18 protein-coding genes are annotated in these 23,309 nt (G+C 67.0%); 16 read left to right on the top strand and 2 right to left on the bottom strand.

Going from position 1 to position 23,309, the window contains the following annotated elements; genetic code table 11:
- The first annotated feature begins 692 nt into the window (after positions 1-692).
- From yegS to ASD86_RS01150, 15 genes are all read left to right on the top strand, one after another.
- Positions 693-1,670, top strand: coding sequence for a lipid kinase YegS (gene yegS / locus ASD86_RS01220; RefSeq protein ID WP_056106033.1), 978 nt, complete (start codon positions 693-695; stop codon positions 1,668-1,670).
- 153 nt (positions 1,671-1,823) lie between these two features.
- Entirely contained in the window at positions 1,824-3,314 is a 1,491-nt protein-coding gene (gene trpE / locus ASD86_RS01215; RefSeq protein ID WP_056106031.1) for an anthranilate synthase component I, read from the top strand.
- A 403-nt stretch (positions 3,315-3,717) separates the two neighbouring features.
- Positions 3,718-5,613, top strand: a complete 1,896-nt coding sequence (locus ASD86_RS01210; protein ID WP_162253588.1) for an FG-GAP-like repeat-containing protein — start codon at positions 3,718-3,720, stop codon at positions 5,611-5,613.
- 526 nt (positions 5,614-6,139) lie between these two features.
- Positions 6,140-6,331, top strand: coding sequence for a hypothetical protein (locus ASD86_RS01205; RefSeq protein ID WP_056106027.1), 192 nt, complete (start codon positions 6,140-6,142; stop codon positions 6,329-6,331).
- A 317-nt stretch (positions 6,332-6,648) separates the two neighbouring features.
- Positions 6,649-7,323 carry a response regulator transcription factor gene (locus tag ASD86_RS01200; protein WP_056107011.1) on the top strand — a complete coding sequence of 225 codons (675 nt, stop codon included), beginning with the start codon at positions 6,649-6,651 and terminating at the stop codon, positions 7,321-7,323.
- 34 nt (positions 7,324-7,357) lie between these two features.
- A complete protein-coding gene (locus ASD86_RS01195; protein ID WP_056106025.1) occupies positions 7,358-8,716 on the top strand; it encodes a HAMP domain-containing sensor histidine kinase in 1,359 nt (452 codons plus the stop codon).
- 734 nt (positions 8,717-9,450) lie between these two features.
- A complete protein-coding gene (locus ASD86_RS01190) occupies positions 9,451-10,032 on the top strand; it encodes an aminodeoxychorismate/anthranilate synthase component II (RefSeq protein ID WP_056106023.1) in 582 nt (193 codons plus the stop codon).
- A gap of 48 nt (positions 10,033-10,080) precedes the next feature.
- Positions 10,081-11,109 carry an anthranilate phosphoribosyltransferase gene (trpD, locus tag ASD86_RS01185; protein WP_056106021.1) on the top strand — a complete coding sequence of 343 codons (1,029 nt, stop codon included), beginning with the start codon at positions 10,081-10,083 and terminating at the stop codon, positions 11,107-11,109.
- 346 nt (positions 11,110-11,455) lie between these two features.
- A complete protein-coding gene (locus ASD86_RS01180; RefSeq protein WP_157475974.1) occupies positions 11,456-11,851 on the top strand; it encodes an antibiotic biosynthesis monooxygenase in 396 nt (131 codons plus the stop codon).
- Between the two features lie 7 nt (positions 11,852-11,858).
- Positions 11,859-13,049 (top strand): beta-aspartyl-peptidase, encoded by a 1,191-nt coding sequence (iadA, locus tag ASD86_RS01175; RefSeq protein WP_056107009.1) that lies wholly within the window; start codon positions 11,859-11,861, stop codon positions 13,047-13,049.
- Positions 13,050-13,191: 142 nt separating this feature from the next.
- The gene (locus tag ASD86_RS01170) at positions 13,192-14,037 is read left to right on the top strand and encodes a cyanophycinase (RefSeq protein WP_056106019.1); all 846 of its coding nucleotides are present in this window, start codon (positions 13,192-13,194) and stop codon (positions 14,035-14,037) included.
- A gap of 160 nt (positions 14,038-14,197) precedes the next feature.
- Entirely contained in the window at positions 14,198-16,987 is a 2,790-nt protein-coding gene (gene cphA / locus ASD86_RS01165; protein ID WP_056106018.1) for a cyanophycin synthetase, read from the top strand.
- A 4-nt stretch (positions 16,988-16,991) separates the two neighbouring features.
- Complete coding sequence (locus ASD86_RS01160) at positions 16,992-18,830, top strand: Mur ligase family protein (protein WP_235567627.1); 1,839 nt, start codon at positions 16,992-16,994, stop codon at positions 18,828-18,830.
- Between the two features lie 3 nt (positions 18,831-18,833).
- On the top strand, positions 18,834-19,625 hold the full coding sequence (gene trpC, locus ASD86_RS01155; RefSeq protein ID WP_056106016.1) for an indole-3-glycerol phosphate synthase TrpC: 792 nt from the start codon (positions 18,834-18,836) through the stop codon (positions 19,623-19,625).
- Positions 19,622-20,377: a haloacid dehalogenase-like hydrolase gene (locus ASD86_RS01150; protein ID WP_056106014.1), complete on the top strand. Its 756-nt coding sequence runs from the start codon at positions 19,622-19,624 to the stop codon at positions 20,375-20,377. Before trpC ends, ASD86_RS01150 begins: the two co-directional genes overlap by 4 nt.
- Positions 20,378-20,888: 511 nt before the next feature.
- Here the strand turns inward: ASD86_RS01150 and ASD86_RS01145 are convergent.
- Together ASD86_RS01145 and crp are read right to left on the bottom strand one after the other, a co-directional pair.
- Complete coding sequence (locus ASD86_RS01145; protein WP_082577955.1) at positions 20,889-21,350, bottom strand: global regulator CLP-associated N-acetyltransferase; 462 nt, start codon at positions 21,348-21,350, stop codon at positions 20,889-20,891.
- Positions 21,351-21,356: 6 nt separating this feature from the next.
- Positions 21,357-22,046 carry a cAMP-activated global transcriptional regulator CRP gene (gene crp / locus ASD86_RS01140; RefSeq protein ID WP_082124483.1) on the bottom strand — a complete coding sequence of 230 codons (690 nt, stop codon included), beginning with the start codon at positions 22,044-22,046 and terminating at the stop codon, positions 21,357-21,359.
- 217 nt (positions 22,047-22,263) lie between these two features.
- Between crp and speD the strand changes: the two genes are divergently transcribed.
- Positions 22,264-23,058 carry an adenosylmethionine decarboxylase gene (gene speD / locus ASD86_RS01135; protein WP_036104904.1) on the top strand — a complete coding sequence of 265 codons (795 nt, stop codon included), beginning with the start codon at positions 22,264-22,266 and terminating at the stop codon, positions 23,056-23,058.
- Positions 23,059-23,309 lie beyond the last annotated feature (251 nt).

Here is a 23,309-nt window from a genome sequence, read left to right as displayed (position 1 = left end):
TTTTAGAGCTTTTAGAGCTTTTAGAGCTTTTAGAGCTTTTAGAGCTTTTAGAGCTTTTAGAGCATTGAAAGCTTTGAAAGCTTTGAAGCCAAAGGCAAGGTCAACAGCTTTCGTCCGCAAGCGGCCGAGTTACTTTCTTTATGTCAAAAGCGACAAAAGAAAGGTAACCAAAGAAAAACGCTTTTCTTTGAATCAAGTGCCTGCGCGTNCACGAGACATCCTGTCTCGGTGGCGCACGGCGCACATCCATGTGCGCCGCCCTTCGGGTGTTCCTTTGCCAATGCGAGTTCGCGACTTCGCAGCGCTGGATGAACTGCGCGACTTCATGCTCAAGGCGAAGGCTTAGGTTGAGCCAGAGACAGACCAATGGACGAGCGGTAACGAGTGACGGGCCAAGCGGAGTTGCGGCTTGGGGCCGGCGCCGGAGATTTCATCGCCTAGCGTGAGCTGAGAGCACGGGCAGCGTGCATGGGCCCGCAGAACCGGCGCCACCCCAATAAAAAACGCGGGCCTTTCGGCCCGCGTCTGGAATATTTGGAGGCAATCCAGCCTCCGCCCGTCGTCCCTGATATGGCCTCTTATGTTCCGGATGAACGATGACAGGTGTGTGACACACTTGGCGATATCCGCAATTCACTTGCCCTGCGCGCGGCGCTGCTAGCCTCGCGACTCCTCCACGGACCCCCGACCCCATGCCCAAACCCCGCTGGCGATTGATCCTCAACGGCAAGTCCGCCGGCGACGATGCCCTGCGCGACGCCGTCGTCGCCATGCGCGATCGCGGCATCGTCCTCGATGTGCGGGTCACCTGGGAAAGCGGCGACGCCGAACGCTACGTGTCCGAGGCGATCGCCGACGGCGTCGCCACCATCATCGCCGCCGGCGGCGACGGCACCCTCAGCGAGGTCGCGACCACGCTCGCGCATCGCGACGAATCGGCCGACGTGCTGCCGTCGCTGGGGCTGGTTCCGCTCGGCACCGCCAACGATTTCGCCAGCGCCGCGCTGATCCCGACCGATCCGGCCCAGGCGCTGGACCTGATCGACCGCCAGGCGCCGCGGCCGATCGACCTGATCCGGCTGGAAGCGCCCGACGGGCTGCACTGGGCCGCCAATCTGGCCAGCGGCGGGTTCGGCACCCAGGTGACGATCGAGACCGATGCGGGCTTGAAGAAGATGCTGGGCGGACTGGCCTACCTGGTCACCGGCATTTCCAAGCTCGGCAAGATCGAGCCGATGCGCGCGCGCCTGCACGGCGACGGCTTCGAGTGGGAAGGCGACTTCATCGCCCTGGGCATCGGCAACGGCAAGCAGGCCGGCGGTGGCCAGGCGCTGTGCCCGGATGCGCTGATCGACGACGGCCTGCTCGACGTGACCGTGGTTCCGGAGTTGTCGGGCGAAGTCGGCGCGACCGTGCGCACCCTGCTGACCGAAGGCAAGCACGCCGCGCTCGACCGCGTCGCCGCGCGCGCGCAACTGAAATACGTCGAAATCGATTCGCCGCAAGGGCTGACCCTCAACCTCGACGGCGAACCGGTCCACGCGCATCACTTCCGCATCGACTGCGTGCCGGCGCGGCTGCGCATGCACCTGCCCGCGGACTGCCCGCTGCTGTCGGCGACGGCCGCGCAGGCGTTGCCGGGCGCGCTCGCGACCGAGTCCGACAGATAGGCCCCGGACCGTCGCGCACGGTCGGCGAAGCAGTTACAGTGAGCGCCATGAAAGCCTGGGCGAACCCGCATTCCTTTTGCGCCGACGTGGGTTGGCGATGGTGGCTGCAAGCCATCGTCGCTCCTGCCCACTCGTCCATGAAGGAACCGCCGCGTGATCTCGCACGAACTCTTCCAGCAACAGGCCGCTAACGGCTATACCCGTATTCCCGTCGTGCGCGAGGTGCTGTCCGACCTCGACACGCCGCTGTCGGTCTATCTCAAGCTCGCCGACGGCCCGCACACCTATCTGTTCGAATCGGTCGAGGGCGGCGAACGTTTCGGCCGTTATTCGATCATCGGCCTGCCCGCGCAGCGCGTGTACGCGTTCGCCGGCCACACCCTGTTCGTGTCCGAACACGGCGAACTGGTCGACAGCCGTCAGGTCGAAGACCCCTTCGCCGAAGTCGAGCGCCTGCGCACCGAATACCGCGTGCCCAAGATCGACGGCCTGCCGGGTTTCGCCGGCGGCCTGGTCGGCTGGTTCGGCTTCGAATGCATCCAGTACATCGAGCCGCGCCTGGCCGGTCCGCAGCCCGACGGCAGCTACAAGCCCGACGAACTGGGCACGCCCGACATCCTGCTGATGCAGAGCGAAGAGCTGGCGGTGTTCGACAACCTCAAGGGCCGGCTGTACCTGATCGTGCACGCCGACCCGCGCGAGCCGCAGGCCTACGCGCGCGCCAATCGCCGGCTCGATCAGCTGGTTCATCGACTGCGCATCGGCGGCGCCGGCTATCCGGAAACCTTGGATCCGGCCGGTCTGGACGAAGGCGATTTCGTTTCCGGTTTCACCCGCGAAGGCTTCATAGACGCGGTCGAGAAAGCCAAGGAACTGATCCGCGCCGGCGATATTTTCCAGGTGGTGCTGTCGCAGCGGCTCAGCGTGCCGTTCAAAGCGCGCCCGGTCGACGTGTACCGCGCGCTGCGCGCGTTGAACCCGTCGCCGTACATGTATTTCCTCGATGTCGGCGGCACCCAAGTGGTCGGCTCCTCGCCGGAAATCCTGGTGCGCCTGCAGGACGGCGAAGTGACGGTGCGACCGATCGCCGGCACCCGTCCGCGTGGCAAGACGGTCGAGGAAGACAACGCGCTGGAAATCGAGCTGCTGGCCGATCCGAAGGAACGCGCCGAGCACCTGATGCTGATCGACCTGGGCCGCAACGATGTCGGCCGCGTGTCGTTGCCGGGCACGGTCGAAGTCGGCGAACAGTTCGGCATCGAACGCTACAGCCACGTCATGCACATCGTCAGCGAAGTCACCGGTCAGTTGAAGCCGGACATGAGCTACGCCGACGTGCTGCGCGCGACGTTTCCGGCCGGCACCGTCAGCGGCGCGCCGAAGATCCGCGCGCTGGAAGTCATCCGCGAATTCGAACCGGTCAAGCGCAACGTGTATTCCGGCGCGGTCGGCTACATCGGCTGGCACGGCGACGCCGACACCGCGATCGCGATCCGCACCGCGGTGATCCAGGACGGCCGCCTGCACGTGCAGGCCGGCGCCGGCATCGTCTACGACTCCGACCCGCAGAAGGAGTGGGAAGAGACGATGAGCAAGGGCCGCGCGTTGTTCCGCGCCGTGGCCGAGGCGGCACGGGGGCTGTAACCGCGTGTCGCAAGGGCGTTGCCGCTACGCGGCGCGCCCGTTCGCGTGCTTTGGCGCAGGAGCGGCGTGAGCCGCGACCATGGTCCGACAGCGGTTCCGCGACGTGGCCCTGAGTGCCAGAACCTTGGTCTGGCGGCGCATAATTTGCCAATGGAAGCGGAAGCCGGCGACTGGCAAAGTATCGGTCGACATGGCTGATCCAAGGACAGGAGGCTTATCGATGAAAGCGCATGCACTAGTGGGCTTGCTGGTTGTCGCCGCGGCGGCCGCGGCCGCCGCGGCTTACACCACCAGTGGCGGCGAATCGTCATCCGCTCGCGCGCAGACGGCGCCGTCGGCATCCGCAAGCCCGCGTTCCGCCCCCGCGGGCGCCGGATCGATGGCGCCATTGGGCGCTGCGTCGATGACGAACACGACCGCGACCTATCGGTTCGTCGACAAGCTCATCGATTCCAGCGACGACAACAACAACTATTATGCGTATGCGCCCTCGATCGTGGTCGAGAACGGCGTGTTCCATATGTTCTATTGCAGCTTCGGCAACGGCGGCTGGGACGATATCCGCTATTCGACTTCGCCGGACGGACGGCGCTGGTCGGCGCCCGTCGTCGTGTTGACCGCCACCGACAGTGTCAACGAGCGCGCCACCTGCGATCCGTCGGTGGTGAAATACCAGGCGCCGGGCGACAGTCAGCCGTACTACTACCTGTTTTATTCCGGCAATAAGCTCCACACCCAGACCGTGATGTTCGTGGCGCGCGCCACGAATGTCGGCGGTCCCTACAGCAAGTGGACCACCGATCACACCTGGGTGGCCAACGCCCCCAACCCCAAGATCATCATCGGTCCCGCCGTGCCCAAGCCGGACGCATCGGGCTGGTACGGTGCGGGCCAACAATCCGTTGTTGTCCGTAACGGTCAATTGGTCAGCTGGTATACCGACGACACCACGTGCGCCAATACGCCATGCAACCGGCTTTTCACCAGCGCCACCACGAATCCGACCGCCTGGCCCGCGGGTACGCAGATCGACGTGCACAACCAACCCAGTGTGGACGTCAAGTACGACCCTGAACTCGACAAGTACGTCATGTTCTATATCGGCAATGGCCACGATCAGACCTCGTATCTGGCGCGCAGGTATTCGCAGAACGGCGTGAACTGGGATCAACCCGAGACGCTCTGCGATGCGGCCTGCTTTCCCGACTGGACCCACAATCCAGGCGTCAGCGGCACGGTCGGTGGGCAACTCATCGACGGGCGCGCGCTGGTGGTCTATGGCGCTCCCTACGATCTGCACCCCAGCTACGACAATGGCGATTGCACGGTATCGACCCATTCACCGTACTGCTGGGGGCGTTGGGATATGTACGGCAGCGTGATCAACCCCAAGGGCGAGGTCTGGAACGCGATCCCCTGGGGCTGGCAATGGAATGCGATGAGCACGAACCGCGACCTGGCCCTGGGCGATTACGACGGCGACGGCAAGACCGATCGGGCGATCGTCGATCGCGGGAACTCGTCTTGGTACGTCATCGCCAGCAGCGGCAGCAGTCCGATCGCCTGGGGCTGGCAATGGGCCGGCATGGGTTCGCAACATGAGCTGGTGCTGGGTGACTACGACGGCGACGGCAAGACCGATCGGGCGATCGTCGATCGTGGGACCTCGTCTTGGTACGTCATCGCCAGCAGCGGCAGCAGTCCGATTGCCTGGGGTTGGCAATGGGCCGGCATGAACGCGCAGGAGGAGCTGGCGCTGGGCGACTACGACGGCGACGGCAAGACTGATCGGGCGATCGTCGATCGGGCCACGTCCCGTTGGTATGTGATCTCCAGCAGCGGCCAGACCGTGGTGCCCTGGGGGTGGCAGTGGAACCAGATGGCCACTGCGGCACCTTTGGCCCTCGGCGACTACGACGGTGATGGCAAGACCGATCGGACCCTGGCCGACCCGGCCAACAGTTCCTGGTACACGATCGCCAGCAGTGGCGTCGATCCGTTCCCCTGGGGCTGGCACTGGGACGGGTACGGTTCGCAACACGATTTGGCGCTGGGCGATTACGACGGCGATGGCAAGACCGACCGGGCGATCGTCGATCGCATCCTCTCCAGTTGGTATGTGATTTCCAGCAGCGGTCAGGAGGTCGTCCCCTGGGGCTGGCAATGGCCGCAGATGAACGCCGATTCCGAGCTCGCTCTGGGCGACTACGACGGCGACGGACGTACCGATCGCGCCATCGTCGACACGCAAAGCGGTCGTTGGTACGTGATCACTTCGGCGCCGTTCGAGATCTACTGACCCATTCGGACAGGCGCACGATTGGGGCCGGGCATCGCCCGGCCCCAATCGTGACGGGAGTATGGGGAGGAGGGCGCGCGCACCGTGTTGCTGCTGCCCGGCGAGATTCCGACGCTGCTGCAGCAACCCCACCGCACGCGTGCCATCAGGTAGGAATGGCGTAAGCCGCGAACGCGTCATTGCGACTGCGATCTTGGCTGGCAGTCGCCATGATCGCTCACGTCGTGTCGCGCTGGTTGCCGCCAATTCGCCGTTGCGGCTCGCGCCGCTCCTACAGGGGCGACCGTGAGTTGCGTCGAGAATCGGGATGGCGACTGTAGGAGCGGCGCAAGCCGCGACCGCGCCAATGAAGGTGTGACGTCGGTCGGATGTCGTAGCGATCAGCTCAACGCAATCGCCCCGCCACATTAAAAATAGTTCATCCAGCGGAAAGCTCGAGGCGAAGCGTCGGGGCGCAATCTGGCTTCGCGATGGGGCCCACCCCACCGGACAAACCTCCCACCCCCCGAATCCCCTGGAGCCTCACATGAACGTCCGCAACGCCCTGATTGCCGTCGCCCTGACCGCGTTCGCCGGTTCCGCGTTCGCCGCCGCGCCGGCGAGCACCGCCGGCACCGCCGCGCCGGCCGCCAAGACCGTCAAGCACAAGCATCACAAGGCCAAGAAGTCGGCCAAGGCCGCGCCGGCCGCCGAAGCGGCGGCGCCTGCCTCGAACTGATCCTTCGCGAGCCTGCTCCCCCGAGCCCCACGCATCGTCGGCGTGGGTCCCCGACACCCCGCCGGCGCGAGCCGGCGGGGTGTCTTTATTGAAGCGACCGCGACGACGGTCGAACGTTCGTGTGATCCCGTGCTTTCGTTGGTATGTTCCGCTTCCGCCAGTGTGTTCGGCTGGTCCCGCCGGTCCGTCCGGCGGGCGATTTTCCCCCGGCGCGACGACCGTCGCGGCCCGGCACCGGCCATCGCCGTGGTTCCCGGCCAGCGCGGTATCCTGTCGGCGTCCTTCCCCTCATGCACCGTCGCGATCCCGGAGTCGGCATGCGCGTCCTGCTCGTCGAAGACGATCCCCACACCGCCAACTTCATCGCCAAGGGCCTGCGCGAAGACGGCCACACCGTCGATCACGCCGACAACGGCCGCGACGGGCTGTTCCTGGCCACCACCGAAAGCTTCGACGCGATCGTGCTCGACCGCATGCTGCCGGCGCTCGACGGCTTGGTGCTGCTGCAGACTCTGCGCGGCGCAGGCAATCGCACACCGGTGCTGCTGCTGACCGCGCTGGGCGAAGTCGACCATCGGGTCGAAGGCTTGCGCGCCGGCGCCGACGATTACCTGGTCAAGCCGTTCGCCTACGCCGAACTGAGCGCGCGCCTGGACAGCATCCTGCGCCGCGGCAGCGCCGGCGGCAGCGAACCGACGCGGCTGCGCGTGGCCGATCTCGAACTCGACCTGCTCAGCCGCGAAGCGCGCCGCGGCGACAAGCGCATCGAACTGCAACCGCGCGAATTCCGCCTGCTCGAATACTTGATGCGTCAGGCCGAACGCGTGGTCACCCGGACCATGCTGCTCGAAGCGGTCTGGGACTATCACTTCGATCCGCAGACCAACGTCATCGACGTGCACATCAGCCGCCTGCGGCAGAAGATCGACCAGGGCTATCCGCGGCCGTTGCTGCACACCGTGCGCGGCGCCGGTTACCGGTTGGGCGCGTGAACCGCGCGCGCATCAACGCAAGCGAGCGCCGCGCATGCGCCTGATGCCGCGCTCGACCAGCGCGCGTCTGGCGTTGGCGGTCACCGCGTCGTTCCTGTTCGCGTTCGTGTTGCTCGGCATCGGCGTGCATTACGCGGTGTCGGCGATGCTGATCCAGGACGCGCGCGAACTGGTCAAGGTCGACGCGGCCGGGCTGGTCGAGATGTACCAAGACGACGGCGGCGCCGCGCTGCTGGCCGAGCTGCGCGACCGTATCGCTTCCGACGACGACCCCGATGCGGTGTACGCGCTGACCGCGCCCGACGGCCGCGTGGTCGCCGGCAACACGCCGGTGCCGAGCCATCGCCACGGCGCGCACTGGATCGAATTCACCGAACACGGCAGCGACGGCGATCTGCGCGTGGTCGCGCAACTGCTTCGCCTGCCCGACGGCACCACCTTGTTGACCGGCACCCGCACCCGCAGCCAGGACCGCTTTCTCGGCCTGATGCTGCGCACGGCATTGGCGGCGCTGCTGGTCGCGGCGAGCCTGGGCGCGTTGATCGGCTGGATGACCTCGCGTTGGGTGTCGCGCCGGCTGCGCCATCTGGACAACACCGCCGAACGCGTCGGCGGCGGCGAACTCGGCCTGCGCGCGCGCCTGGACGGCAGCGACGACGCGTTCGACCGGCTCGCGCGCCGCTTCAACGCCATGCTCGACCGGATCGAGGAACTGCTCGGCGGCGTGCGCCACGCCACCGATCACATCGCCCACGACCTGCGCACGCCGCTGACCCGGCTGCGTAATCGGCTGGAGGAAGCGCGTCAGCGCGAGCAGGACGCCGACGCCGGCGCGCGCCTGGACGCGGCGATCGGCGAGACCGATCAATTGCTGCATTCGTTCGGCGCGCTGTTGCGTTTGGCGCGGATCGAGGCGCAGCCGCCGGTGCACGACGAACCCGAGTTGGACTTGGCCGACTTGGTTCGCGATGCGGCCGAGTTGTACACGCCGATCGCCGCCGAGCGCGGTATCGCCCTGACCACCGAACTGCCTTCGCCGGGTGGCGCGCGGGTGCGCGGCGACGCCGACCAGTTGTTCCAGATGCTGGTCAATCTGCTCGACAACGCGGTCAAGTACGCGCCGGCCGACACCGAGGTGCGATTGGGCCTGCAGCGCGAACGGCAGGCGATCGTGCTGCAGGTCGACGATCGCGGCCCGGGCATTCCAGCCGAGGATCGGGCGCGGGTATTCGATCGGTTCCAGCGCCTGGAAACCCATCGCGGCTCGCCGGGCACCGGCCTGGGCATGAGCCTGGTGCGGGCGATCCTGCATCGGCATGGCGGGCATATCGCATTGCTCGACAATCATCCTGGGTTGCGGGTGCGGGTGACCTTGGCGGCGGTAACGGAGTAGCCATCCGCTTCGAGGCCCGACTGCAGGAGCGGCGCAAGCCGCGACCGCGAATTACCGATAACCGGCGCAACACGACGTGAGCGATCGTCGCGGCGTCCAACCGTCGTCGTGGTCGCAACGGCGCGGTCGCAGCTTGCGCAGCTCCTACAGTTGGAAACGGGACTGCGCCGGCCGTTGATGTAGGGCGGCCATCACAGCGCCCGCGGTCGCACAAACCCCGATCCAGCAGTTACAGTAGGCCCATGAAGCTCCGCGCGATCCCGCACAATTCCCCGAAGGCCGGCCAGGGCTGGCGATGGTGGCGTGCCGCCTCCGTCTCCGTGCCGTCGTCTTCCGAGGAATGCCTGCGTGACCCCGCCCAATCGTTCCACTCCCGCGGCCGCTGAGCGCCGCCGGCGCCTTCCCGTCGCGGGAGCGCCCGATCCGATTGCAACCGTACTGCTCCGGCCGGATCTGGCTTCATCCGATCCGACGTCATCTGATCTGATCTCGCCCGATCCGGGTCTATCGGCCCATCCCGGCAATTCCCGCCCCCAGTCACTGCCCCGGCCCGTTCGCAACCGCGATAATGGCGGGCTGGCGGCTGCGTCCGGCAGGCGAGGGCGGGGTCCGGTTCGCCGCGCCACGGCAGCGTCGCAATCGGCGCAATCCTTCGCAGGCACGATGCCGGGACCGACACCCGGCGACGTGCGTCGTCCAGGCACTCCACGCACCACCCGCATTCGAGGCGCGTCATGTCCGTTTTGATGATCGACAACTACGACAGCTTTACCTACAACATCGTGCAGTACCTGCAGTCGTTGGGCGCCGAGGTCCAGGTGATCCGCAACGACGAGTTGTCGGTGGACGAGATCGAAAAACTCGCGCCCGAGCGCATCGTGATTTCGCCCGGCCCGAGCACGCCCGATAACGCCGGCGTATCGCTCGAAGTGATCCGCCGGCTCGGCCCGAACACGCCGATCTTCGGCGTCTGCCTCGGCCATCAGAGCCTGGGCCAGGCCTACGGCGGCGAAGTGATCCGCGCCAAGCACATCATGCACGGTAAGACTTCGCACATCCGCCACGAAGGCCGCGGCGTGTTCGCCGGCTTGCCGGACGCGTACGAAGCCACGCGCTATCACTCGCTGGTGGTCTCGCGCGACAGCCTGCCCGACAGCCTGGAAATCACCGCCTGGACCGAATACGAGGACGGCCGTTTCGAAGAGATCATGGGCCTGCGCCATCGCGAGCATCCGGTCGAGGGCGTGCAGTTCCATCCCGAGTCGATCAAGACCGAGCACGGGCATGCCCTGCTGCGGAATTTCCTGCAGCGTTGACGGCTTTGGCGAATCCCAAATCCCCAATCCCGAATCCCGAGTAGGCCGATGACCCCTCAAGAAGCCCTGCAACGCACCATCGAGCACCGAGAAATCTTCCACGACGAAATGGTCGAGTTGATGCGCACGATCATGCGCGGCGAAGTTTCGCCGACCATGACCGCGGCGATCCTCACCGGCTTGCGGGTCAAGAAGGAAACCATCGGCGAGATCGCCGGCGCGGCCACGGTGTTGCGCGAATTCGCGCGGCCCGTGCATGTCGCCGATCGCACCCATCTGGTCGATATCGTCGGCACCGGCGGCGATGGCGCGCATACCTTCAACATCTCCACCGCGAGCATGTTCGTGGTCGCCGCGGCCGGTGCCAAGGTCGCCAAGCACGGCAATCGCAGCGTGTCGTCGAAGTCCGGCAGCGCCGATGTGCTCGAAGCGCTGGGCGCGGCGATCGAGCTGCAACCCGAGCAGGTCGGCCAGTGCATCGAGCAGGCCGGGATCGGCTTCATGTTCGCGCCGGTGCATCATCCGGCGATGAAGGTGGTCGCGCCGGTACGGCGCGAGATGGGCGTGCGCACCTTGTTCAATATCCTCGGCCCGCTGACCAATCCGGCCGACGCGCCGAGCATCCTGATGGGCGTGTTCCATCCCGACCTGGTCGGTATCCAGGTGCGCGTGCTGCAGGAACTCGGCGCGCAGCGCGCGCTGGTGGTGTGGGGCCGCGACGGCATGGACGAGCTCTCGCTCGGCGCCGGTTCGCTGGTCGGCGAATTGCGCGACGGTGTGGTGCGCGAGTACGAAGTGCATCCGGAGGATTTCGGCATCGCGATGGCGGCCAGCCGCAATCTGCGGGTCAACGATGCCGATGAATCGAAGGTGTTGTTGCTGCAGGCGCTGGAAAATCGCGAAGGCTTGCCGCGTGAGATCGTGGCCTTGAATTCGGGTGCGGCGTTGTATGCGGCGGGGGTGGTCGAGAGCATCGCTGAGGGCATCGAGCGCGCGCGCGAGGCGCTGGCGTCCGGTGCGGCGCGGGCGAAGCTGGATGAGTTCGTTGCGTTGACGCAGCGGTTGGCGGCGGGGTGATGGTGGTTGGGTTGTGGCTTGAGGCAAAGGCCAAAGCAAAAGCAAAAGCGAATCCCCCCTAACCCCCCTTTTGCAAAGGGGGGAATGCGGACGAAGCGATCGGGAGGTGCGACTTGTTGCATGTGCGATTCAAGGCGATGCGTGCAAGCTCACGCCGAGATGCGATGCGATGCGTCTGATCAGGTCAAGTCGGGTCAGGTCACGCCGCCGCGTCACGCCACACGGGTCTTCCCGAACCCCATGCTTTTCCCCCCTTTGTAAAAGGGGGCAGGGGGGATTCGCTTTTAGCTTTTAGCGTTTCAGCTCCTAACTGCCTGTCCCAACCGCCCCAACCCCCGAGCCAGCCATGCCAGCCAGCTTCGCAACCCTCCCCAAGCCTCCGTACTACGCGGTGATCTTCAGCTCCCAGCGCACCGAAACTGGCGACGCCGCCTACGGCGAAGCCGCGCAGCGCATGGTCGAACTGGCCGCGCAGCAGGCCGGTTATCTGGGCGTGGAGTCGACCCGCGGCGAGGACGGCTTCGGCATCACCGTGAGCTACTGGGCCGACGAAGCCTCGATCCTGGCCTGGAAGCGCAACTTCGAGCACACCGCGATCCGCGAGCGCGGCCGTAAGGAGTGGTACGCGCAGTTCGAATTGCGCGTCACCCGGGTCGAACGCGCCTATGGCTGGCGCCGCGACGCGGCTCACGCCGACACGGCACAATCCAGCGATGCCGAACCCGGCCGCCGCCATGAGTGATCCGACGATGTCCGCAGGCCCGACCGACGAACCCGCGCTGCGCCTGATCCTCAACGCCGATGTCTACGCGCCGCAGGCGCTCGGCCGGCAGAACCTGCTGCTCGGCGGCGGCAAGATCCTGTGGATGGGCATCGACCCGCCGCAGCTGCCGTCCTCGCTGCCGGTCGAGACCATCGACCTGCAGGGCCGGCGCCTGATCCCGGGCCTGATCGACGGCCACGTCCACGTCACCGGCGGTGGCGGCGAGGCGGGTTTCCGCACCCGCGTGCCGGCGCCGATGCTGTCGCGCTACACCCGCGCCGGCGTGACCAGCGTGGTCGGTCTGCTCGGCACCGACGACCTCGCGCGCGGCACCCGCGAGCTGGTCGCCAACATTTACGCCCTGCGCGAGGAAGGCCTCAACGCCTGGGGCTACAGCGGCGGCTATCACCTGCCGCCGACCACCCTGACGGGCAGCGTGCGCGGCGATGTGGTGTTCATCGAACCCCTCATCGGCGTGGGCGAGGTGGCGATCAGCGATCACCGCTCCAGCCAGCCGACCTTGGACGAACTGCTCAAGCTCGCGTCCGAGGCGCATGTCGCCGGCCTGATGACTGGCAAGGCCGGCATTGTCCATCTGCACCTGGGCGATGGCCCGCGCGGGCTGGAACTGGTGCGCCAGGCGCTCGATAGCAGCGAACTGCCGGCGCGGGTGTTCAACCCGACCCACGTCAACCGGCGCAAGGCTCTGTTCGCCGAAGCCCTCGAGCTGGCGCGGCGCGGTTGCCATATCGACCTGACCGCGTTCCCGGTCGAAGAAGGCGAGGACGCCTGGACCGCGCAGGATGCGTTGATCCAGTACCTCGACAGCGGCGCGCCGGCCGAACGGATCAGCGTCAGCTCCGATGCCGGCGGCTGTCTGGCCTGTTTCGACGAGCACGGGCGGATGTGCGGCATGGGCGTGGGCGAGTCGGGCGCCTTGCTCGAATGCCTGAACGCGGTGCTGGCGCGCGGGGTCGAACTGGAGCGCGCGCTGCCGGCCTTCACCCTCAATCCGGCCCGTCTGCTGCGCCTGCCCGGCAAGGGCCTGATCGCCGCCAACGCCGACGCCGACCTGGTCGCGCTGGACGAAAACGGCGCCGCGCACGATGTGTTCATCGCCGGCCGCGCGCATCTTCGCGACGGCGTAGTGCTGCGGCGTGGTAATTTTGAGATCTGATACCGATCCGTTCGCGACCCCACCCGGTCGGATCGGCCCGGTCCACCGCTGAATCATTGTTCGCCGCCGGCCCCACGCAGCGGCCAGCCGCTTTCGCTGCGCCTCGCGCGCAGCCAGCCCGACCAAGAGTGAGTACGTACGGATGTCGCCAAGCAGAATCCCCGACGGTGAAGAGCGGGGCTGGATCGTTCCGATAGGTGGTGCGGAAGACAAGGAACACGGAGCGAAGATTCTGCAGCGGTTCCTCGATCTGTGCGGCGGCGACGGCGCCGACATCGTGGTGATTCCCACCGCCAGCCGCATGCCCGACACCGGCGACCGCTACGAAAAACTGTTCTCCGACCTCGGCGCCAGCCGGGTCGAATCGATGGATTTCGACACCCGCCGCGATTGTTTCGAGCCCAACCGGATCCAGCGGATCGAACAGGCCAGCGGCATTTTCTTCACCGGCGGTAACCAATTGCGCATCTCCACCATGCTCGGTGGCACGCCGATTGCGCAGGCGATCCGCGCGCAGAACGCACGCGGCGTGGCCGTCGGCGGCACCAGCGCGGGCGCGAGCATCCTCAGCGAGCACATGATCGCGTTCGGCACCGAAGGCTCCTCGCCGCGCGCCGACAGCGTGCGGCTGGCGCCGGGCCTGGGCCTGACCAATCGGGTGGTGATCGACCAGCATTTCCGCCAGCGCGACCGTCTCGGCCGCTTGGTCGCGGCGCTGGCCTACAACCCGTTCGCGATCGGCATCGGCCTGGACGAGGACACCGCGGCCTTCATCGGCCCGGACAACACTATCGAGGTCGAAGGCAGCGGCTCGGTCACCGTGGTCGACGCCGACGGCCTGCAGTTCTCCTCGATGCACATGGTCGGCGAGGACGAACCGGTCTGTCTGCTCGGCCTGGGCGTGCACATCCTGACCAAAGGCGCTACGTTCAATCTCAATACCCGCAAGGCATCGGCGGGTTCGCTGGCCGTATCGAAGTCGGGATGACGCAATCGGCGTGACTTGAGCGCATGTCGCTTGAGTCCGACGGTCTTGCATACGTTCCGCTTACATCCGTCCGGCTAAATCTGTTCCGCTCAAATCCGTCCATTCAACTCCCGCGACTTAAACCCACTCGACCCAAATCACCATGAACTGAGGTTCCTGCATGCGCATTCTCGATCGCTCCGTTTATGTCGGCCCTTCGTTGTATGCGCACTTTCCGGTCATACGCCTGGAGTTAGACCTACAGGCACTGGAAGCCTGGCCGACCGCGCGTCTCGGATCGGCCTTCATCGACGGACTGGTCGAAGCCTTGCCCGGATTGGCCGAACACGGCTGCTCCTACCGCGAACCCGGCGGTTTCGTCCGCCGCATGCGCGAGGACGAAGGCACCTGGCTCGGCCATGTGCTCGAACACGTCGCGATCGAATTGCAAAACGTCGCCGGCGAAAACGTCACCTTCGGCAAGACCCGCAGCGTCAGCGACGACCGCCCCGGCGTGTACTCGGTGGTGTACGAATACGCACAGCGCGAGGAAGGCATCGCCGCGGGCGAACTCGGCATCAAGCTGCTGTGTTCGCTGCTGCCCGAGGAGATTCGCCCGGCCGGCAGCGTGCCGGCGGACTTCGAATGGGAAAGCGCGCGCGACGGCTTCATCCGCTACGCCCAGCGCCGCGCGCTCGGGCCGTCGACCGCTTCGCTGGTGCGCGCGGCCGAGGAACGCAATATTCCGTGGCTGCGGCTCAACACCCAGTCGCTGATCCAGTTCGGGCATGGCAAGTATCAGCAGCGCATCCAGGCCACGGTGACGGGGCGGACGTCGCATATCGCGGTGGAGTTGGCCAGCGATAAGGAAGAGACCAACAAGATCCTCGCCTCGCTCGGCTTGCCGGTGCCGCGGCAGGAGTTGGTCAGCGATTCCAGCGGCGCGATCCGCGCGGCGAAGAAGCTCGGCGGCTCGGTCGTGACCAAGCCGTACAACGGCAACCACGGCCGCGGCATCACCATCGATATTTCCAGCGACGAGGACGTGCGCGCCGGTTTCGAGGCCGCGCGCGAGCACTCGCGTTCGGTGATCGTCGAGACCTTCGTCGGCGGCGACGATCATCGCCTGCTGGTGATCAACGGCGAACTGATCGCCGCGACCAAGCGCACACCCGGCCACGTGGTCGGCGACGGCTTGCGCAGCATCGCCGAGCTGGTCGAACTGGTGAATCAGGACCCGCGTCGCGGCGTCGGCCACGAGAAGGTGCTCACCCGCCTGGAGCTGGATTCGCAGGCCGAATTGATGATGGAGCGGGTCGGCTACACCGCCGCGTCGATCCCGAAGCCCGGCGAAATCGTCTACCTGCGCTCCACCGCCAACCTGTCCACCGGCGGCACCGCGACCGACGTCACCGACATCATCCATCCCGACAACCGCGACATGGCGGTGCGCGCGGTGCTCGCGATCGGCCTGGACGTGGGCGGCGTGGATTTCATTTCGCCCAACATCGCCGAGAGCTACAAGAACATCGGCGGCGGCATCTGCGAAATCAATGCCGCGCCCGGTTTCCGCATGCACGTCGCGCCGAGCGAAGGCACGCCGCGCGATGCCGCGGGTCCGGTCATCGACATGCTGTTCGCGCCCGGCGCGCCCACGCGCGTGCCGATCGCCGCGATCACCGGCACCAACGGCAAGACCACCACCGCGCGCATGCTCGCCCACATCACCAAGATGGGCGGCTACACCCCGGGCCTGACCACCACCGACGGCGTCTACATCGACGGACAACGCACCGTAGAGGGCGACATGACCGGCCCGGTGTCCGCGCGCATGGTGCTGTCGGACCCGCACGTCGACATGGCGGTGCTGGAAACCGCGCGCGGCGGCCTGCTGCGCGCCGGCATGGGCGTGTCCGAGGTCAACGTCGGTGCGGTCCTCAACATCCAGTCCGATCACCTCGGCCTTAAGGGCATCGACACGCTCGAACAACTCGCCGAGATCAAACGGGTGGTGGTCGAAGTGGCCACCGATTGCGCGGTGCTCAACGCCGACGATCCGCACGTGCTGAAGATGTCGGCCTACACCGACGCCAAGGTGATCTGCTACGTCACCATGAACCCCTCGCACGCGCTGGTGCGCGAGCACATCCGCGCCGGCGGCCGCGCCTGCGCGCTCGAGGCCGGCATCAACGGCCACATGATCACCTTGTACGACAAGGGCAGCCACATCCCGCTGCTATGGACGCATCTGATCCCGGCGACGATGGAAGGCCGCGCGCTGCACAACGTGCAGAACGCGATGGTCGCCGCGGCGATGGCGTTCTCGCTGGGGATCAAGCTCGACGCGATCCGCCACGGCCTGCGCACGTTCGACACGACCTTCTTCCAGGCCCCGGGCCGGATGAACGTCTACAACGAACATCCGTTCAAGGTGGTGATGGACTACGGCCACAACGCCCACGCGGTCAGCGTGATGTCGGACCTCGCCCAACGACTGGACGTGCCGGGCCGGCGCATCGTGGTCCTGGCCGGTCCCGGCGACCGCCGCGACGAAGACCTGCACGCGATCGCCGAAGCGGTCGCCGGCCGCTTCGATCATTACATCTGCCGCCGCGACGACTCGCTGCGTGGCCGCGACGGCGACGAGGTGCCGCGGATCATCGCCAAGAAACTGCTGGCGCTCGGCGTGGCCGAAGCGTCGATCTCGATCATTCCCGACGAGCAGCAGGCGGTCGACGCCGCGCTGCGCATGGGCCAGGCCGGCGATCTGGTGCTGGTGTTCGCCGATGCGCTGGCGCGCTCGTGGAAGCAGATCATCCACTTCCAGCCCGAGGGCGTGGTCGCGGCGGTGGCGCAGCGCGCCGAACTGCCGCCGCTGGAACCGACGCTGGACGAAGCCGCGTTCGCGGCGATGGAAGGCGTGGTGCGCGACGAACGCGGGTTGCGCTTCGAACGCGAAGAGAGCGACTGAGTACGTGTCCATACCTGAGCAGGAAACCTCCCAGCAGGCCACCGCCGCGCCGCCGCCCGAGTACGCGTTCGCATTCGAGGACTCGCGCCGGCTGACCGGCAGCAACCTGTACTTCGACGGCCCCGGCGCCGCGCTGGAGACGCGCGGCGACGCGCGTCTGGATCCGGCTGCGCTGGCGAGTTGGCGACGCAACATCGCCGACGTGCGCGATGCGCTGGATTGGCCGGAAGGTCCGATCGTGGTGCGCGTGCACGCCAGCGGCGCCTCGCTGGCCTTCGTCGCGCCGATCGATCAGTTGTACGCCGCGACCGAAGTCGCCGAATGGGCCTGGACCGCCGCGGCCGGGCCGATCGCCCAGGACGTGTTGCCGCCGCACGCGCCCGGTCACGCCGCGTACTGGGATCGCGCCAGCGCGCTCGCCACCTTGCGCGCGCTGGCCCGCGCCGAGGCGAATCCAGCCCTGATCGAATTGCTCGAGCAGGCGCGCGCGCGCGGCCTGCCGGCGCACAGCGACGACGATGCATTGTCGATCGGCGAAGGCATCGGCAGCCGGGTCTGGCCGATCGACGCGCTGCCGCCGCCGTCGGAAGTGCCGTGGTCGCAGTTGCACGCGATCCCGACCGCGGTGGTCACCGGTTCCAACGGCAAGACCACCAGCGTGCGCCTGCTCGCGGCGATGGCGCGCCGGCACGGCTGGTCGACCGCCTACAGCAGCACCGACGGCTTGTTCGTCGATCGCGAACGGGTCGACAGCGGCGATTACTCCGGTCCGGTCGGCGCGCGCACCCTGCTGCGTCAGCCGAGCGTGCAGGCGGCGATCCTTGAAACCGCGCGCGGCGGCATCCTGCGCCGCGGCGTGACCCCGCGCGACGCGCGCGTCGCCCTGGTCACCAACATCAGCCCGGACCATTTCGGCGAATACGGCATCCATTCGCTGGAAGACCTGGCCCAGGTCAAGCTGACCGTCGCGCGCGCCCTGGGCGACGACGGCCTGCTGGTGCTCAACGCCGACGACAGCCTGCTGGCCCGGCAAGGCCCGTCGCTGTCACGCCGGATCGGCTGGTTCGCCCTGGACGACAGCCACCCGCTGCTGGCGATGCATCGCGCCGACGGCGGCGCGACCTGCGGCGTCGACGAGGCCGGCCGTCTGCAACTGGACTACGCCGGCCAGCGCCACGACCTCGGCGCGGTCGCGGACATGCCGCTGAGCTTCGCCGGCCGCGCCCGCTACAACGTCGCCAATCTGGCCGGCGCGGCCCTGGCCGCGGTCGGCCTGGGCGTCGCCCCGGCGCAGATCGCCGAGGTCCTGGCGAGTTTCGGCTCGCAGCCCGGCGACAACCCCGGCCGCCTGCAGCGCTGGCGCCTGGGCGACAGCGAGGTCTACCTGGACTACGCCCACAACCCCGACGGCCTCCGTGGCCTGCTCGAGGTCGCCGCGCGCGGCCACGGCCGGCTGGGCCTGGTGCTAGGTCAGGCCGGCAACCGCGAGGACGCCGATATCCGCGCGCTGGCCGCGGTCGCGGCCTCGTTCCGGCCGGACCGGGTGGTGCTCAAGGACATCGAAAGTTTCATGCGCGGGCGCGCGTCGGGCGAGGTCGCGGCGATCCTGCGCGGCGAGCTGCTCGAACGCGGCGTGCCCGAGGCGGCGATCCAGGTCTGCCTTGACGAGGCCCGCGCCGCAGCCGAATTGCTGGAATGGGCCGTGCCCGGCGATGTGCTGGTGATGCCGATTCACAATTCCGACGCCCGCGATGCCGTCGTCGCCTTGCTCGATCGGCTGCAACTGGGACAATGGCGCCCCGGCCTGCCCCTCGCAGGCGAACCGACCCGCGAAGTGGAGTAACCGATGACGGATGTCTTGCGCACGATCCTGGCCCGCAAGGTCGAGGAAATCGAACAACGCAGCCGCGTGCGCTCCCTGGCCGACCTGCGCGCGCGCGCCGCCTCGCAGCCGCGCGCGCGCGGTTTCGTCGACGCGATCAAGCGCAAGCACGCTGCCGGCGAAGCGGCGGTGATCGCCGAGGTCAAGAAGGCCAGCCCGTCCAAGGGCCTGATCCGCGCCGACTTCAAGCCCGGCGAGATCGCGCGCAGCTACCAGGCCGGCGGCGCGGCCTGCCTGTCGGTGCTGACCGACGTGGATTTCTTCCAGGGCAGCAACGCTTACCTGGCCGAAGCGCGCGAAGCCTGCACGCTGCCGGTGCTGCGCAAGGACTTCACCATCGACCCGTACCAGATCTACGAGGCGCGCACGATCGGCGCCGACGCGATCTTGTTGATCGTCGCCGCGCTCGAAGACGGCGCGATGATCGAGATGGCCGGGCTGGCGATGGAATTGGGCATGGATGTGCTGGTCGAGGTCCACGACATCGACGAGCTCGAACGCGCGCTGCAGACCGACTGCGAGCTGATCGGGGTCAATAACCGCAATCTGCGCACCTTCGAGGTGTCGCTGGATACCTCGATCGCGCTGCGCGAGGCGGTGCCGCGCGATCGCACCCTGGTGACCGAGAGCGGCATCGCCACGGCCGGCGACGTCGCCCGCATGCGCGGCGCCGGCATAGAAACCTTCCTCGTTGGCGAGAGCTTCATGCGCGAACGCGACCCGGGCGCGGCGCTGCAGCGCCTGTTCGCGGCGTGAGCGAGGTCCGCCCGGCCGAAGTCGCCGCGCCGCGTTTCCGCGCGGTGCGCGCAGATGCGCCGCTGATCGTGTTCGACTTCGACCACACCTTGTACGACGGCGATTCGGGCAGCCATCTGTTCGCCTGGCTGATCAAGCGCTCGTGGTGGCGGATGGCGCTGGCGCTGCTGATCGCGCCGGTGGCCGGGCCGATGGTGGCGTGGCTGAAGACCCGCCGGGTCGGCATTTCCGCCTTCGTCTGGGTCGGTACGGTCGGCGTGCATCGTGCCGGCGCGCTCGACAAGATGATCGATCGCTATGTCAGCCTGCATACCGAACAGATCCGCGCGCGGCTGCTGCCGATCGCGCTGGACGTGCTGCATCACCACCGCCAGCAGGGCGACCGGGTGGTGATCGCGACCGGCGCGCCGCCGGAACTGGCGCGCGCGATCCTGAGCTTCGTCGCCCACGAGGACGTGCCGGTGGTCGGCACCCTGGTCGGCCCGCGTCTGGGCGCGCTGGGTGCCCGTCGCCATTGCCACTCGTACATGAAGATGACGATGCTGCGCGACGCCGGCTTCACCGCGCCGGTCGAGATCGCCTATTCCGACAGCAGCGCCGACCTGCCGCTGCTGCACGCCGCGCTCAAGCCGGTGGTGGTCAATCCCAAGCGCAAGCGGGTCGAGATGTTCCGCCGGGTGCTGCCGGCCGGCACCCCGATCCTCAACTGGGGATGCCCGGGGCGGGGCGGGGATGCGGTGGGGTCGGCTTGACCGCGCCTGACCGCGCCTGACAGGCGCTCGACCCGGTAGCCCAAACATCACCTACCCGATCGCGCCGCTCCTACACGGAGCCGAGTCGATCTGGCGCCGTCGCACCCGGCGCAGAGCCGCCCGCAGCCCGTGTAGGAGCGGCGCAAGCCGCGACCCGGCCAATCGGCAGCCGATGCACCTCGCTCAAGCGCGGCACCGCCCGTCGTCCGCTCTGCGGGCGGAATTCGCAATAGTCGAATTGGCGCGGTCGCGGCTCGCGCCGCTCCTACACGAAGCCGAAGCGATTTGGCGCCGCCCGCACCCAGCGCAGGCCGCCCGCAGCCACTGTAAGCGCGGCGCAAGCCGCGATCCGGCCAATCGGCAGCCGATGCACACTTCGTGCAGGCGCGGCAACGTCCGTTGTCCGTTCTGCGGGCAACGTTCGCAATGGTCGAATTGGCGCGGTCGCGGCTCGCGCCGCTCCTACAGGGGATTCGGGGCGCAGCGCAGGAGGCTTGGAGTAGACGCGGGCTCAGTCGCCCAGCGTCTTCACGAACTTCAGCGACCCGTCCGAATAGCCGCAGCGTCGGTAGAACTCGTGCGCGTCGAGGCGGCGAACGTTGCTGGTGACCTCGATCCGGCTGACCCCGTCGCGGCGCGCGCGGCGCTCGACTTCGCGCAGCAGTTGCCGGCCGATGCCCTGGCGGTGACACGACGGCGCGACCACCAAGGCGGTGATCCGGGTCAGGTCGGTGCCGTGGGTCAGCGAATAGCGGGTTTGGCTGGCGATCAGGCCGCAGGCGTGGCCGTCGATTTCGGCCAGCAGCAGGTAATGCCGCGCATCGTCCTGCAGGGTGATGATCCGCTCGAAGGCTTCGTCGCGGGTGCACGGATAGCCGAGATGGCCGAGCAGGTCGGCCACGTCGCTGGCGTCGCCCAACTCCGCCAGCCGCACCGAGGGTGCGGTCTGGACGGACGGGGCGATGCGTCCCATCGGGGCTTAGCGGGTCCCGTAGAGGACGACGGTCTTGCCGCGGGCGTGCAGCTTGCCGTCGGCCTGGAGCTTCTTGAGCACGCGACCGGCCATTTCACGCGAGCAGCCGACCAGGCGCGAAAGCTCCTGACGCGATACCCGCAGCTGAGTGCCCTGCGGATGGCTCATGGCCTCGGGTTCCTTGGCCAGATCGTGCAGAGCGCGCACGATGCGGTCGGTCACATCGAGGAAGGCCAGACGGCCGGCCTTGCGGCTGGTGTCGAGCAGGCGCCGGGAAATCTGCGCGCCGATCGCATACAGCAGCTTGGGCGCGTCCAGCGACAGCCGGGTCAGCAGCAGGTCGTACAGGCGTTCATGACCGATTTCGGCCAGCTCGCAGGTGGCGCGGGTGCGAAGGATGACTTCGCGGTGGTCGCTTTCTATGAATAGGCCGAGTTCGCCCACGAACTCGCCGGGGCCGAAATAGCCCAGGACCAGTTCGCGGCCGTCTTCTTCCTCGGTAATGATGCTTACCGAGCCGGAGACGACATAATAGAGCGTGCTGGCCGGGTCGCCGGGGCGGAACACGTCCGTGCGGGACGGGTAACGACGACGGTGGCAATGGGCCAGGAAGCGTTCGATCGTTGCGCCATCCGGCAGCAACGGGCTGTTGGTTCGGCGCAGAGCAGTCAAGGGAGCTACCGGGTTGGCGGACATTGGGATTCGGCTTTGGCAGTCGACCGAGCTTAGGGCGATACGGCCTGTGGAAGCAAATCCTGACGTTGAAACTCGGACTTCGATACAGAGCGATGATGGAAGTTCAGCGACGGTCACGCTTTTGTCACCAACGAAGCCCAAAAACACCATGCGTTTCCCCCCGGGGCTGTTTGCCTCATAATCGCGGCCCTCGCCGTCCGACTGGAATCTTCCTACAGTGGTCAAGCCGTTGCCGCGCCTGCGGTTGCAAGGTTTCAACAACCTCACCAAGGCCCTCTCGTTCAATATTTACGATGTTTGCTTCGCGGCCTCAGAAGACGAGCGCCGTCGGTATATCGAATACATCGACGAGGCTTACAACGCCGACCGCCTCACCCAGATCCTGACGGATGTGGCGGAGATCATCGGCGCGAATATCCTCAATATCGCCCGCCAGGATTACGACCCCCAGGGCGCGTCGGTGACGATCCTGATCTCGGAAGAGCCGGTGATCGACAAGAAGGCGGCCGGCAAGGACGTCATTTCCGACGCCGTCGTGGCGCACATGGACAAGTCGCACATCACCGTCCATACCTATCCGGAAACCCACCCGGACAGCGGCATCGCGACCTTCCGCGCCGATATCGACGTGGCCACCTGCGGGGTGATTTCGCCGCTCAAGGCCTTGAATTACCTGATCGAAAGCCTCGAGTCGGACATCGTGATCATGGACTACCGCGTCCGTGGCTTCACCCGCGACATCAAGGGCCGCAAGCACTACATCGATCACAAGATCAACTCGATCCAGGATTACCTGGCCAAGAACGTGAAGTCGCGCTACGAGATGCTCGACGTCAACGTCTACCAGGAAAATATCTTCCACACGAAGATGCACCTGAAGGAATTCGACCTCGACACCTACCTGTTCGAGGAGAAGGCCAAGAACCTCTCGTTCAAGGAGCGCATGAAGATCGAAGCGCGCCTGCGGCGGGAGATCGAGGAGCTGTACCACGGGCGCAACCTGGCCGATTGAGGCCGGGATCGGGGATTCGGATTTGGGATTGGCTTAAGCCGGTTCCGGTTCCGCTCCGCCGAGTCGTTCAGGGAAAGGCCGGCGCAAGCCGGCCTTTTTCGTTTTGCTGGGTGCGGCGCAAGCGTGGGATCGGACGCTGCGGCGCAGCAGGGGATTGGGCGCTGGCCTGACTGATTCACGCAGTTGCAGCGCGTTGCGGGCACCTCAGCCATTGCGCCCGATCGTCTCCCTCTCCCGCTTGCGGGAGAGGG

The sequence above is a fragment of the Lysobacter sp. Root690 genome, assembly GCF_001427785.1.
GTDB lineage: Bacteria > Pseudomonadota > Gammaproteobacteria > Xanthomonadales > Xanthomonadaceae > Lysobacter.
This window is presented reverse-complemented; position numbering and strand designations above follow the sequence as displayed.

Excerpts from the sequence above, each read along its gene's own strand:
- cphA (WP_056106018.1), top strand. The coding sequence starts at position 14,198 with ATGCGCATTCTCGATCGCTCCGTTTATGTCGGCCCTTCGTTGTATGCG.
- ASD86_RS01145 (WP_082577955.1), bottom strand. The coding sequence starts at position 21,350 with ATGGGACGCATCGCCCCGTCCGTCCAGACCGCACCCTCGGTGCGGCTG.
- trpC (WP_056106016.1), top strand. The coding sequence starts at position 18,834 with ATGACGGATGTCTTGCGCACGATCCTGGCCCGCAAGGTCGAGGAAATC.
- ASD86_RS01200 (WP_056107011.1), top strand. The coding sequence starts at position 6,649 with ATGCGCGTCCTGCTCGTCGAAGACGATCCCCACACCGCCAACTTCATC.
- ASD86_RS01205 (WP_056106027.1), top strand. The coding sequence starts at position 6,140 with ATGAACGTCCGCAACGCCCTGATTGCCGTCGCCCTGACCGCGTTCGCC.
- trpD (WP_056106021.1), top strand. The coding sequence starts at position 10,081 with ATGACCCCTCAAGAAGCCCTGCAACGCACCATCGAGCACCGAGAAATC.
- ASD86_RS01170 (WP_056106019.1), top strand. The coding sequence starts at position 13,192 with ATGTCGCCAAGCAGAATCCCCGACGGTGAAGAGCGGGGCTGGATCGTT.
- iadA (WP_056107009.1), top strand. The coding sequence starts at position 11,859 with ATGTCCGCAGGCCCGACCGACGAACCCGCGCTGCGCCTGATCCTCAAC.
- crp (WP_082124483.1), bottom strand. The coding sequence starts at position 22,046 with ATGTCCGCCAACCCGGTAGCTCCCTTGACTGCTCTGCGCCGAACCAAC.
- ASD86_RS01180 (WP_157475974.1), top strand. The coding sequence starts at position 11,456 with ATGCCAGCCAGCTTCGCAACCCTCCCCAAGCCTCCGTACTACGCGGTG.
- yegS (WP_056106033.1), top strand. The coding sequence starts at position 693 with ATGCCCAAACCCCGCTGGCGATTGATCCTCAACGGCAAGTCCGCCGGC.
- ASD86_RS01195 (WP_056106025.1), top strand. The coding sequence starts at position 7,358 with ATGCGCCTGATGCCGCGCTCGACCAGCGCGCGTCTGGCGTTGGCGGTC.
- ASD86_RS01210 (WP_162253588.1), top strand. The coding sequence starts at position 3,718 with ATGACGAACACGACCGCGACCTATCGGTTCGTCGACAAGCTCATCGAT.
- ASD86_RS01190 (WP_056106023.1), top strand. The coding sequence starts at position 9,451 with ATGTCCGTTTTGATGATCGACAACTACGACAGCTTTACCTACAACATC.